This window comes from Pseudomonas sp. CFII64, from assembly GCF_000416235.1.
Lineage (GTDB): Bacteria > Pseudomonadota > Gammaproteobacteria > Pseudomonadales > Pseudomonadaceae > Aquipseudomonas.
Window position 1 is genome coordinate 22,433 of record NZ_ATLO01000028.1, and the last position, 12,565, is coordinate 34,997.

11 protein-coding genes are annotated in these 12,565 nt (G+C 55.5%); 2 read left to right on the plus strand and 9 right to left on the minus strand.

All coding sequences use genetic code 11. The features are described 5' to 3' along the window. Positions 1 to 8: 8 nt before the first annotated feature. From CFII64_RS13045 to CFII64_RS13080, 8 genes are all read right to left on the minus strand, one after another. A complete protein-coding gene (locus CFII64_RS13045) occupies positions 9 to 1,004 on the minus strand; it encodes a ketopantoate reductase family protein (protein ID WP_020291250.1) in 996 nt (331 codons plus the stop codon). 29 nt (positions 1,005 to 1,033) lie between these two features. Then, a complete protein-coding gene (locus tag CFII64_RS13050) occupies positions 1,034 to 2,218 on the minus strand; it encodes an aromatic amino acid transaminase (protein ID WP_044901345.1) in 1,185 nt (394 codons plus the stop codon). 130 nt (positions 2,219 to 2,348) lie between these two features. Next, complete coding sequence (locus CFII64_RS29010; RefSeq protein ID WP_020291252.1) at positions 2,349 to 2,783, minus strand: Rid family hydrolase; 435 nt, start codon at positions 2,781 to 2,783, stop codon at positions 2,349 to 2,351. Between the two features lie 29 nt (positions 2,784 to 2,812). Beyond that, positions 2,813 to 4,135: an NAD(P)/FAD-dependent oxidoreductase gene (locus CFII64_RS13060; RefSeq protein ID WP_020291253.1), complete on the minus strand. Its 1,323-nt coding sequence runs from the start codon at positions 4,133 to 4,135 to the stop codon at positions 2,813 to 2,815. 7 nt (positions 4,136 to 4,142) lie between these two features. After that, complete coding sequence (locus CFII64_RS13065) at positions 4,143 to 5,564, minus strand: aldehyde dehydrogenase family protein (protein WP_020291254.1); 1,422 nt, start codon at positions 5,562 to 5,564, stop codon at positions 4,143 to 4,145. Positions 5,565 to 5,611: 47 nt separating this feature from the next. Beyond that, a complete protein-coding gene (locus CFII64_RS13070; RefSeq protein ID WP_020291255.1) occupies positions 5,612 to 6,184 on the minus strand; it encodes a UbiX family flavin prenyltransferase in 573 nt (190 codons plus the stop codon). Further along, positions 6,181 to 7,491 carry a UbiD family decarboxylase gene (locus CFII64_RS13075; RefSeq protein WP_044901346.1) on the minus strand — a complete coding sequence of 437 codons (1,311 nt, stop codon included), beginning with the start codon at positions 7,489 to 7,491 and terminating at the stop codon, positions 6,181 to 6,183. The genes CFII64_RS13070 and CFII64_RS13075 overlap by 4 nt, the downstream gene beginning before the upstream one ends. A gap of 151 nt (positions 7,492 to 7,642) precedes the next feature. Further along, entirely contained in the window at positions 7,643 to 8,914 is a 1,272-nt protein-coding gene (locus CFII64_RS13080; RefSeq protein ID WP_044901347.1) for an OprD family porin, read from the minus strand. Positions 8,915 to 9,463: 549 nt separating this feature from the next. Between CFII64_RS13080 and CFII64_RS13085 the strand changes: the two genes are divergently transcribed. Beyond that, positions 9,464 to 10,828: a sodium-dependent transporter gene (locus CFII64_RS13085; protein ID WP_020291258.1), complete on the plus strand. Its 1,365-nt coding sequence runs from the start codon at positions 9,464 to 9,466 to the stop codon at positions 10,826 to 10,828. Positions 10,829 to 10,862: 34 nt separating this feature from the next. Next, a complete protein-coding gene (locus CFII64_RS13090) occupies positions 10,863 to 11,933 on the plus strand; it encodes an AraC family transcriptional regulator (RefSeq protein WP_177325418.1) in 1,071 nt (356 codons plus the stop codon). 55 nt (positions 11,934 to 11,988) lie between these two features. Here CFII64_RS13090 and CFII64_RS13095 read toward each other — a convergent pair whose 3' ends face one another. Further along, positions 11,989 to 12,543: a cytochrome b gene (locus CFII64_RS13095; RefSeq protein ID WP_044901361.1), complete on the minus strand. Its 555-nt coding sequence runs from the start codon at positions 12,541 to 12,543 to the stop codon at positions 11,989 to 11,991. Positions 12,544 to 12,565: the final 22 nt, after the last annotated feature.

Sequence of the window (12,565 nt, forward strand, 5' to 3'; positions counted from 1 at the left end):
ACTCGCTTTTAATGGGCAGCCTTGTGGGCAGCCGAGCGGAAACGGGCCAGACTCAGAATGTTCCGAGTGTGTGGCATCGAAAGACCTTGTAGTTCGGCAAGCTCCACAACCGCGTCACCGATAGCAGCCAGTTCCAGCGGTTTGCCCGCATCGAAGTCTTGAAGCATGGAAGTGCGCACAGCGCCCATGCCTTCACCCATGCGCAGAAAAGTCTGCGGATCATGGGAAACCCGTACCCCATACGCAGCAGCCACAAGCAGTGCTTCGTGCAACACGTTCAGGACGCCTGGGACCAGTTCGTCGCGCCCGTAGATCTGCTGCAGGGTCGCGCCAGTGACCACTGACAGAGGATTGGACGTGAGGTTGGCAATAATCTTGGTCCACAACGTGTCACGAATCCGGTCGGTGGCACGGGCCTGGACCCCTGCCACTTCCATCATTGAGCACAGCCCTTGAAGACGCTCGGTGATCTCGTCTCTGGGCTCACCAAAGATCATCAGATGAGGGTTGGTGGATCGAACCACAGCCGGGCGCTCCACCTGGGCGGTGATGAACACCACTGCGCCGATCAGGTGTTGCGCGTCCATTGCCGCGCTGAGTTCACCGGCCGGGTCCACCGCTTCGATGTGCTGACCGGCGAAGCGACCGCTCTGGTAGCTGAAATACCACCACGGCACGCCATTGACTGCCGGGATCACGATGGTGTCCGGGCCCAGCAACGGAGCTAGGGTAGGCAGCAGGTGACGCAGGGCATCGGCCTTGGTGCAAATGAACACCACGTCCTGAATCCCGAGTTCGGCAGGTTCATCGCTGGCGTTGACCTGAACGCAGTGGGTGCCCTCAAGGTCGTGCAGCGTGATGCCCTTTTGCCTGATTGCAGAGAGCGTTTCGCCCCGTGCCAGCACGCTGACGTGTTGACCACCCAGACTCAGCCGTACCGCCAGCGTGGAGCCAATTGCGCCCGCGCCGACGATGCAGACGCGACGTTTGTTTTCTGCGTTCATATCAGAGACCTCCCGCATGTCTGCTTGAATCAAGCGCGAAGTGCATCGCGCAATGCCTGGGCAACCACATCCACGTTGGCCATTGAAAGTCCCGAAACATTCAAACGTCCGGACCCCACGGCATAGACGGCATGTTCCTTTCTCAGGGCCTCGACCAGCGACGTGGCACAGCCGAGGTTGGAAAACATGCCTCGCTGCAAAGGCAACTGAGTGAACGCATCCACCCCCTGGCGATGCAGCGCTTCGATAAGCGCGGCCCGCAGCATGACAATGCGCTGGCGCATGGCTCCGACTTCATCACGCCAAATGCTGGTCAGCTCCACGCTGTGCAGGATCAGGCTGACCACTTCGGCACCGTGAGCCGGTGGCATGGACCAGATGCAACGCGCCAGATCCACCAGATGGGATTTGATGACCGCCATACGGGGTGCATTGCTGCCCGCAATAAACAGCGCCCCGGTACGTTCGCGGTACAGACCAAAATTTTTCGAGCAGGAAACGGCGACCAATACCAACGGCAGTTGCGCAGCAAACAGCCGCACTGCCTCGGCGTCTTCGACAAGACCGTCACCGAAGCCCTGGTACGCCAGGTCAAAGACCGGTACCAGGCCTTGGGCTTGCACCTGGGCGAGGATAGCGCGCCACTGCTCCAGGGTCGGATCGATACCGGTCGGGTTATGACAGGACGCCTGCAGCAGCACCATTTCACCGGGCTTCAAGTCGGACATGCCGGCCAGCAAGGCTTGCAGATTGAAAGCCCCTTGCACGTCAAGGTGGTCATAGCCAGGTGTGGCCACTGACGCACTGGCGAAGATGCTTTGGTGAATCGCCCAGGTTGGCGTACCGATCAACACATTGCGTACGCCGGCACGACGAGCAAACTCTGCGGCCAGTCGAACGGCTCCGGTGCCACCGGGGGTCTGGACGCCTTCGGTAGCCCATTGGCCTGTTGGCGTACCGAAGACCAGCGTTGACAACGCTTCGGTAAAACCCGGAGCGCCTTCGGTTGGCGTGTAGGCTTTGGTCTTCTGGCTCGCCAGCAACCATGCTTCGGCTCTCTTCACTGCAGCCATCACCGGAGCATTGCCGCCGGCGTCTTTGTAGATACCCACACCGAGGTCAATTTTGTCCGCGCGCTCATCACGCAGGTACAAATCGATAAGTCCCAGAATAGGGTCATCAGGCAATAGATTTAATTCGTTGAATATCGTCAACTTTTATACTCCGCCCAGCCGTCGACACGATCGGCGGGCGCAGGGGCTCGCCGATGCAACTCTGCACCGCGTCAACAGTGAAACTTTCAGGTTTTAGCTCAGTAACGACTGCTTATATAAAACAGGGCGACTACTTGGAAACAGCTGTCTTACGGGCGATTACTTCAATCTCGCAAACACCCAGCGGATTGGCCAGACTGCCCGCACCGAGCACACTCCACGCAGGATAAGGAGCCTCGGTGATGTAGCGATCCTTGACCTCAGCCATCGTCGTCAACTCGCTGGAAATATCCAGGTGAAACGAGGTCAGCTTGATCACGTCATCCCACGTGCAGCCGCTCATCGCCAGCACTTCGCCGATCTGCGTGAATGCGCGCTCAAACGCGGGTTTCAGGTCTGCGCCCTCCTCTGCGGTGGGTGCTGCCACGACGCCAGTCAGATAAACCCAGCCATCAACTTCGATCGCCGAAGGGCAATGGGCGAAGGTGTAGGCGTTGGCCATATTCGGGTGTACATAGTCTTTGGCGCGACGACGCGCACCGTTCACTTTCAATGCTTCAGACATAACTAATATTCCAGATGTTCACCGGGCACTCAGGCCCAGTGAGATTTAATTAATTGCGCAGTGTCACCGGCGTTTGCACAAGCACCTCCCACTAACGCGGTACCCAGATAATCCCCCGCGAAATAAACTTTGCGCGGTTGAACAGCCTGCTCGCTACGAAATTTTTTAAGCGTTGCGATATAACCTGGATACGGTACTGGCAACATTGAAGGAATCCACTGATTGACCCAGCGTTGCACGACCGCTCCGGGTGCGGCTTTGCCGATATGCTGTTCCAGGCCCGGGAGCAACTGGCTGTTTTCCAGCCCACCCAGACGGGCGTTGGATTGTTCCGGGCCCGACTCACAGAAAATCTTGGGCGGATCTTCGGCACGGCCCGATCCCGGTACACACTCCATGATCGCCAGACCACAGGGGTGACCTTCCCCATAAAAATCCAGGGTCCTGCCAGGTGCATTTTCCAGCACGGCGTAATTGATATTCAGCGGGTTGTACCGCACGCCGCCCAGGAACTCGGTTACGTAAGGTTGCGGCCCCTTCAACAGATGCAGTGCTGCGTCTCCCTCTGTGGCACACACCACCAGGTCGGCATCAAGCTCCAAGGCTTCACCTGCGGCGCCATTGGCCAGCACGCGCACGCCGGTTGCCGTTTCTTCGATAGTCGAAACCCGCACACCGCTGCGTACCTGTAACCGCTCGGCCAGCTTCTGAGCCAGATAGCCGATGCCCTGTTTGAAGGTAAATGCGTAGTGACCGGCCATGAAGGCCGTGGTCAACAGGAAGAAACTGGGTGAAACGTCTTGGGTATTCCAGTTCCGCGCCCCGCGGAACAAGGGCTGAACCACATTGGAATCGAATTCCTCCAGCCCTTTCTCGCGCAAGTATTCAGCCAGCGTCAAATGATCGAACTCACTGAGCGAAGCCACATCGTCCGGGTTGCCGGAACGCCGGGCCTTAACCAGATCCGGCACCAGCTTGCGCAAGCGCAGCAATGTACGCAGAGACATCGAGCCGCCAAAAAGCAGATCTTTGGAGGGACCGAAGGTGATCGGGTAGCGCTTGGTTGTCGATTCGCACTGGATACTTGCGTGGCCGAGCTTGACCATCTCGTCGGCAATACCCAGCTCGTCGATCAGTGTCATCACGCCACTGTAAAAGCTGTAGAGCATCCGCGCGCCGGCACGTACTGGCACGCCATCGAGGACGATTTCACGACACCGGCCCCCCGGCGTATTGCCGGCGTCCAACACCTGGACATCGAACCCTGCCTTGGACAAATGCCAGGCCGATGTCAGACCTGCGATACCGCCGCCGACTACGATTACTTTCTTCGCGTTACTGGTGCTGGACATGTACGGCTTACTCTTCTGCCAACGCAGTCAGTGGTTTGACTTCGCCGTGGTTACGAATCAATGCTTTCTTGCGCACGTAGCGCAGCATGGTGCCTGCACCATAACGTGAACCGCCGATGCCGGATTGGCCGAACGCATTCTTTTCTGCGTCCAGGGTAATTGCCCGAGGCAGTTCAGTGTCGTTGATGCTGACACCGCCAGCATTCATCAGCGAAGCAATCTCGGTGCCCTTCTCGATGTCCTTGGCGAACACAGCGCCGCTGAGGCCGAATACGGTGTCATTGACCAGCTCAACACCTTCGGCTTCAGTGCTGAAGCGCATGACCGGAATCACTGGACCGAAAGTTTCTTCGGTCATCAGCGCCATGCTGTGATCGACGTTCGCAACGACAGTGGCGCCCATCCAGGTGCCGCCATCGTGAGTGACTAATTCGCCGCCGGTGACAATACGGGCGCCTTTTGACACTGCATCGTTGAGCTGACTGGCAACGATCTGCGCCTGCTGTGGAAAGATGAACGGGCCAATGTCACCACTGGAGACGCTTGGAAAGTTCAGCGTCAACGAATCGCACTTTTCCTGCAGCTTCTGCACCAGCTCATCGTGGACTTTGGCATCGACGTAGACACGCTCGATGGCGTAGCAGACTTGCCCGGTGTTGTAGACCGCACTGCGCACGATGGAGGTCGCGGCGCGGTCGAGGTCAGCACCCTCAAGTACGATGGCAGCATCTTTGCCGCCCAGCTCTAGGAAGCAAGGAATCAGCTGACGGGCTGCTGCTTCAGCAATCTTGCGTCCGGTTGGAATCGAACCGGTAAAGACCACCAGATCAACGTTTTCGATCAGGGCCTGGCCTGTCTCGGCACCACCACGAACCACGGAAATCACACCGGCAAGTTCAGGCACCGACGCGATAGCCTCAACGAGCGGATCGACAAAACGCGGGGTGACTTCGCTGGGCTTGATCACGACAGTGTTACCCGCCAACAAGGCGGGCAACGCATCGATGAACGACAGCACCATCGGGAAGTTCCACGGGCTGATAACGCCGACGACGCCATAGGCAACGTACTGCTGGATGAAATCGACGTCTGCGACATTGCTCGAAGGGCCGCTGACTTCAGCGAGAATCTTCGGCGCGTTGGCTGCATGACCGTGAGTCATGTGGAACACCGCATCGACTTCTTCTGCAGAGATCTTCTTGCGGCCGGTGTCGATGGTCAGTGCTTCGCGAATGCGGTCACCGAAAACCACCAGAGAGTCTGCAAACAGGTTCATCACCCGCACACGGTGCTCAAGGCTGCTGGCAGCCCAGGCTTTCTGGGCGGCGCGGCCTGTCTGCACGACCTGCTTAACCTGAGCGACGCTGGCCGCCTCGAACGAATAGTCGGACACACCGGTCCTTGGGTTGATTGCATTGAGATGTGTCATTCAGCTTGCTTCCTTAAAAAAGTCTGGGAAAAGGTGTAGTCAGGGATTCAAGGTTGGTCACGCCAGCGATGCGCCAGCGTGTTATCGATGTCGAGTAGGTCCAGTACACGACCGACACTGTGGTCAATGATGTCGTCGAGGCTGGTGGGTCGGATGTAAAACGCAGGAACCGGCGGCGCGATGATTGCGCCGATCTCGGAAAGCGTGGTCAAGGTACGCAAATGTCCGGTATGCAAAGGGGTTTCGCGGACCATCATGATTAGTCTGCGCCGCTCCTTGAGCGTCACATCTGCAGCACGGGCCAACAAGGTCGAGGTGGTCCCCGTCGCAACCTCTGCAGCACTGCGGATCGAACAGGGGGCGATCACCATTCCCAGGGCGCGAAATGATCCGCTGGCAATCGACGCACCGATATCGCCGGTCGGGTAGATCTTGGTGGCGACTTCACGAATGCGCAGCAGGCCGTCATCGGTCTCTTCAGCAAGCGTGCGTTTGCCGGCATCAGAGATCACCACATGGGACTCATAACCCAGGGCATGCAGCGCTTCGACCATGCGCACGCCGTAAATGGCACCGGATGCCCCGCTGATACCCACGATTACACGACGACTGGCATTCATACGATGTACGCCGCCAGGTCGATGTCATCCACGCCCGGTACGGACTTCCTGGCGAACTCGTCTTCACGGCCCCAGGGCAAGGTGGCGTCGATGGCCAGACGTCCCCAGTGATCCTTCTTGTCATCGCGATAGAAACCCGGGATGTCGTTCAGAATCATTGCGCGCGTATCAGCGCGGCCACGAGTCATATAGGCCCACATGACGTCTTCGAGGTTATAGATATCAACGTCCTCGTCGACCACGAACACCACTTTGTTGTAATCAAGGTATGACCCCAGCGCCGCCAGCAGCACGTGTTTGCCATGGCCGTCGTAGGACTTCTTGATTTTCACGATGGTGATCATCACGTTGGGACGGCAGCAAACATCCAGCACGCCCGGAACTGTGTTCTTGAGGTGACGATAGATGCGCGCCGCCGTGGTGGCCTCCAAAGGCCTCAGGTCTTCCGGCGAGCCACACACCAGACCATGGAACACGGCACCAGGTCGGTAGGTAACGGCGGTCACTTCGAAGACGTGGTTCAGGCCGGCTTCGACATAGTTGCCCATGAACTCGCCAAAGGGACCTTCTTCACGACGAACGTTGGGCAGAAAACGTCCTTCGACCACGATGTCGGCTTCTTCCGGCACCTCAAGGTCGATGGTGCGGCATCGGCGCATCGGTAGCGGTCGTCCGGCGATCCGGCCGGCCAGATCGAGCTCGCTTTCCTCGATTGGCAAAGACGCACAGGCAGCCAGAAAGACAGCCGGTGGCGCACTGAGAATCAGTGCTGCTTCGAGAGCCTCGCCACGTCCTTCCGCGGCACGCTGATAACGAGCCAGGTCATGGGAAGAACCCAATCGTACCCTTAGCTCCTTATCATCAACATACATCGAGCGATGGAACGACAGATTGGCAACGCCACTGTCGGGGTCCTTGGCCAGGTAAATAGCCGAAGTGAAATACGGACCGGCATCACGCGCATGATAGGTAATGAGTGGAAGGTCACTCAGAACCCCTTCTTCATGCTCGACGAATTCCGGGATCGGTTGCGCCGGGTTGCTGGCGCCCTGCTCGGTCAATGCGAGCCAACGCTCAACGAAGGTCTGAGCTTGCGCACCAACCATTTCGCACAAACGTTCGTGGCTACCGAACACATTGGCCAGCACTGGGAAATCGCTGCCGCGCACATTGTTAAACAATAGAGCGTGCTCATTAACCCGCTGAGAAGCCACAATAACTGCCGCCAACTCATGTTGAGGATCGACTTCACGATCAACTACTGACAAACAATTATTTTCTTTAAGCGTCTCTAGATATGTCTTCATACTGCTCACCTAACTGTGATAACCAGAAGGCTACCACAGCCATTTCTACACAAAGGACAGTGGCGCCGGATAGTGCTAATTTGAAAAAAAATTAAACCGATTACGCAAATCATCGACCATCCAACATGGCCACTATCCAGCCTGACAATTATTAAAATATATTGATCGGGTAATCGGCAAACACTCGCACTTCATTCATATCGGGACTGTAATAACCGTTGACCGCATCATCTGCACGGTATATCGAAGAGCGCAAACGAAGCGCCAGATTTTTTGCTGGACCGCTCTGGACCGTGTACGAAACCTGATTATAGAACTCTCGCTCACGCCCTCCGGTTGCATTGGTCGTGGTGATATTATCACCCCGTACGAAGGCCGTTTTATAAACCAGCCCAGGCATGCCCAAACCGACGAAGTCATATTGATAGCTGAGTTGCCAGGAGCGCTCGTCTTCGAGGTTGAAGTCGGAGAAATATGAGTTGGCCATGTAGATGGTGCCACCATCACCAATGCTGTAGTCGTACCCACGGCTACCGGTGTTCTTCTGGTACGAAACCGAGACCGAGTGGCCCCCCAGGTTGTAAGTGGTTGCCATGCTCCAGATGTTGTTTTTCTGCGAACCGTCTTTGGTGTACTCGCCGTCATAGCGGGTGTCGTACATGTTGAAATCGAAGACAACCGACTGTGTTTTATCCAGCGCATAGACGTAATTGACGTTGACGTATTTCTTCCGTGCCACATCCTCAATATCGGAGAAATACAGCGCCGTGGTCAGGTTTGGGGTGAAATTATAGGTGCCGCCAGCAAAGCTGATACTTTTTAGCCGTACGCTATCGCGACCACTTGCATTCTTGCCGGAGTCGCGCGTAAAACGACCGAAATCAAGGTGTAAGTCCTTGATTTCGTCGCTTTTTACCGACGTCCCTGTGAAGGTCTCCGGCAGCAGACGCGTAGGGTCGTAATGCACCACAGGTAGCGCAGGAAGCTGATCACCGTAGGTCAAAACGGTATTTGACACCCGGAACTTGATGGCCGCGCCGGCTTTCGCGATATCGGACTCAGAACCATCGTTGGTACCCGTTTCAGGGTCATATCCCTTCACTGGAAAGAACGCGATGCCACTGTTATTCCGGCCTCGACCGGTGTCCAGTTTCAATGCATATTGGCCTAGCACGTCAAGGCCTACACCTACTTGCCCCTGGGTAAAACCCGACTGGAACTTGCCCACGAACGACTGTCCCCATTCCGCCTTATCGTGCGCGCCGCCTTTACGATCCCGGCCAAAGTAGGCGTTTCGAGCAAACACGCTGAGCGAGCTGTCCTCCACGAACCCTTTGGCTTCTGACTGGTCAGCTTGTGCACCTGCAGGAACAGCACAAGCAACGGCCAGGGAGAGTAAATAGTGTCTGCGGTCTATCTTCATGTGTTGCATCCCCATCAAATAAGAAAAATACGGCAGAGATCGAAAATAGCTATCACGCTCGGACAGATAACATGACATTAAATTTATAAAAACCTGACTCGCTCTTCGGCGACTCTCACCACTCAAGTTGCGGCGAGTTCAGACTAAGGGATTTTTTGCGATTAGACAGCCGTCTGAGTTTCGTAATCTGCAAAATTACTTTTCAAATAGGTAATTTCGTAGGCAAGGCCTTGCGGCTGCACCTCGGCATAACACATAAAAGAAGGGGGGCGAGAGGTAGATGGAATGAGTTTCGCAATACAAACAACAGTTTAGACTTCAAACCCTGAATCACAGTCGATATAACTTTAAAAAAGCACAATGAAGGTGCATAACTCTAGCTGACGCCCCAACATATAGCAATATGAGGGGGCGATAAACGTCAGCGACAGTATAGTTATGCCCGTCGACATCTGACCGGGCGTAAAGAACCTTAATAACTATGCCAACGGAATGCCTCGCCACTATCAGGCGGGTCACACGCAATCGACAACGCAGAGCGAAAATGACATGAAGCAAGAAGTAAATATCTGGACCTCGCGGTTCGCTTTTCTGATTTCGGCGGCGGCCGCATCCATCGGGCTAGGCAGCCTTTGGCGGTTTCCCTACGTAGCAGGTACCAACGGTGGCGGCGCATTTGTACTGCTCTATATCCTGTTCATCGCACTGCTCTGCGCGCCGATCATCATTGCAGAGATGGTGATCGGCAAAAAAGGCGGCGGCAGTACGGTAGCCAGCCTGAAAAATCTGGTGGCTAGTGAAAATGCAAATGGCAAATGGAGGGCGATCGGGTGGATAAGCCTTCTGATTCCTTTCTTTGGCTTGAGCATGTACAGCGTCATTGCTGGCTGGTGCGTCGAGTACGCACGGCTTTCTATTTTCCAGGGTTTTGATGGTGTCGATGCTGAAAGTTCCAAAGCTATTTTCACCAATTTGGTATCTACGCCCGCCCATCAATTATTGGTCCAGTCCTTGTTCATCGTCGCCGTGGCGTGGGTGGTAGGCAAAGGACTTCACGCTGGTATTGAACGCATTTCGCGTATCAAAATGACCGCGCTGTTCATTGTGCTGCTGGGAATCGTCGCCTACAACGCGCTCTCGGTCGGGCTGATGCCGAGCATCGAGTTCATGTTCAAACCGGACTTTTCAAAAATGACCAGTGTGGGCGTGCTTGCTGCCTTTGGTCAGGCACTTTTCTCGACGGGGATAGGCGTTGGCGTACTGATGACTTACAGCGCCTATCTGCCAAAGGGCATCTCGCTGCCACAGTCAGGCATTCTGTTGTCCATCGCGGTTGTTGCAGTTGCGCTGCTTGCTGGACTTGCGATCTTCCCGACAGTGCTGCACTTCGGCCTGGCGCCAGCTGAAGGCCCAAACCTGATTTTTGTCACTATGCCTATTGCTTTTGCGCAAATGCCTGGCGGCCATTTCATCGCTATCGTGTTCTTCTGTCTGTTTGCCTTGGCGGCGTTCACCAGTGCTGTTGGTTTGCTGGAACCAGTGGTTGCCTGGGTTATGGAACGCACACAGTGGAGCCGACGCCGCGCGGCTTTCAGAGCAGCCTTGGCAGTATGGCTGGTCAGCCTGCCTTCTCTGCTGTCATTCAACGTACTTAAGGATGTATTCCCACTGAACTTCATTCCGTTCCTCAAGGGCAAGACTGTTTTCGATATCCTCGACTTTGGCATCGCAAACGTCATGTTGCCGTTGAACGGCTTGTTAATCGCGCTGTTTGCTGGCTGGGTCATCAACAAAGCCAGCACCAGAGCCGAATTCAGCTCTACCAGTCGCATCTACCCACTGTGGCGATTCGCGCTATGCTACGCCTCACCACTGGCCATCGCGGGCTTGATGTGGTCGCTTATCCGCTCATGATGACAACGGTTCACTGATGAGGAGCCCCGGAAATATGCTTGCCCCAACAACGGCGATACCTGGTTTGTTTAGAAGTGCCGTGGGTGGCAAGGGTTCGACACTTACAAACGCCTTCGCCAATCTGGAGTCAGTGCATATTTCCGGGTGTACCAACATCATCCGCAAGGGTGATTTGCTCTGTGTTGAAGTGCCCGTACCTGGAGAGCAAGAAGATCAATTCTGGGAAATGTGTACCTTCGGTCCTGGTCTGCACATGGTCGTGACCAACTGCGTCTATGGCCAGGCGCATGAAGAAGTGGTTCCAGGGGAAAGCTTCCTGGAATTTCACTACAACATCGGTGGCGAGACTCGCTTGAGCATCGATGAAACCAACAGCGATGACATCGAGCTAGGCGAATCCCTAATGTTATTGTGCCGTCAGGATCGCGGCACCAATTACAGCGTTTTTTGCCCGCCTGGACCGCGACGGCTGGTGAGCATCTACATTCACCCCGCTATCCTGCTCAGCCAGTTCGATATTGATTTTGAAAAACTGGACGAGCAACAAAAAGCTCTCTTCGTAACCCAGGCTGATCAAATCGTATTCCAACAAATATCCATGCACGTGGACATCTTCAACGCAGTCAAACTGATCCTCGAAAATCAGTTCAAACAAGGCTCGCGCCTGCGCTTCTACCATGCGAAATGTTGGGAGCTGCTTTGCCTGTCCACACAGGAGATCATAAAGTCTTCGAACTTCAAGGATGTCGATCTGCGCTTCAATGCGCGCGATCTGAAGATGTTCGATCAGGCCCGACAGATCCTGGAGTCGCAATTCAATCCGGCACCCACCGTTGACATGCTGTCACGCGCGGTCGGTACCAACACGAACAAACTCAAATCAGGATTCAAAGCCATCTATGGCATGACTGTTTTCGACTATGGGCTAAGGCAACGAATGGCGCATGCCATGAGCCTGCTGACCAAGGACGGGGTTTCAGCCGCTGAAGTCGCCAAGGCCATTGGCTACAGCAACCAAGCCAGCTTCTCGACAGCGTTCAAGAAATATTATGGCCATCCACCCCGCGAAGCGCGTCGTAGCACAAGTAAGTTTCTGACCCCTTGAGCCTGAGCAGGTCATCAGGAAGGCCGGTCTAAACGAGCACGCGCCATCCAGCGAACTACTTCCCGTTACCCGGCAACATGCCGATCAGAGTCTCGTCCTTGTCAATGAAGTGGTGCTTCAAAGCAACCAGCGCATGCCCGCCCACCAGCGCGCCGCAGCACCAGGCTGTCCAAGTATGGATGTATTTCGCCAGGTCGTAGAGTTCAGGATCAGGTGTAACCAGAGGCGGCAAAAGAAACAGCCCGGCGACGAGAATGGCTTTGTCTGCAACTGAACTCCAGTACCAGCCGGACATAGGCAGCGCGATGAGAGCGACGACGTAAAGCAGCAGGTGGCCAATCATTGCGCCGCGCTTCATCAACGGACTCATGCTTGCTGGCAACTCAGGAGGACGATTCATTAACCGCCAGGTCACGCGCAGAACGATCAGAAAAAGCAGCGTGCTGGCCACCGCCTTATGCAGGATAGTCAGTTGATGATGTGGGTTCAGCTCGTCGCGCCAGTGGGTGGCCAAGATGCCCACTCCCCAACTGCAAATCCAGAGCAACGCCATGCCCCAATGCAGCCACTTGGCGGGGCTGGTGTAACCGGAAATGGTCGTGTTTTTCATGGCGGTCTTCTTCGCTGACTTA

Bases quoted from the DNA above. Each gene is read 5' to 3' on its own strand.
- CFII64_RS13045 (WP_020291250.1), bottom strand. From the start codon at position 1,004: ATGAACGCAGAAAACAAACGTCGCGTCTGCATCGTCGGCGCGGGCGCA.
- CFII64_RS29010 (WP_020291252.1), bottom strand. From the start codon at position 2,783: ATGTCTGAAGCATTGAAAGTGAACGGTGCGCGTCGTCGCGCCAAAGAC.
- CFII64_RS13060 (WP_020291253.1), bottom strand. From the start codon at position 4,135: ATGTCCAGCACCAGTAACGCGAAGAAAGTAATCGTAGTCGGCGGCGGT.
- CFII64_RS13065 (WP_020291254.1), bottom strand. From the start codon at position 5,564: ATGACACATCTCAATGCAATCAACCCAAGGACCGGTGTGTCCGACTAT.
- CFII64_RS13070 (WP_020291255.1), bottom strand. From the start codon at position 6,184: ATGAATGCCAGTCGTCGTGTAATCGTGGGTATCAGCGGGGCATCCGGT.
- CFII64_RS13075 (WP_044901346.1), bottom strand. From the start codon at position 7,491: ATGAAGACATATCTAGAGACGCTTAAAGAAAATAATTGTTTGTCAGTA.
- CFII64_RS13080 (WP_044901347.1), bottom strand. From the start codon at position 8,914: ATGAAGATAGACCGCAGACACTATTTACTCTCCCTGGCCGTTGCTTGT.
- CFII64_RS13085 (WP_020291258.1), top strand. From the start codon at position 9,464: ATGAAGCAAGAAGTAAATATCTGGACCTCGCGGTTCGCTTTTCTGATT.
- CFII64_RS13090 (WP_177325418.1), top strand. From the start codon at position 10,863: ATGCTTGCCCCAACAACGGCGATACCTGGTTTGTTTAGAAGTGCCGTG.
- CFII64_RS13095 (WP_044901361.1), bottom strand. From the start codon at position 12,543: ATGAAAAACACGACCATTTCCGGTTACACCAGCCCCGCCAAGTGGCTG.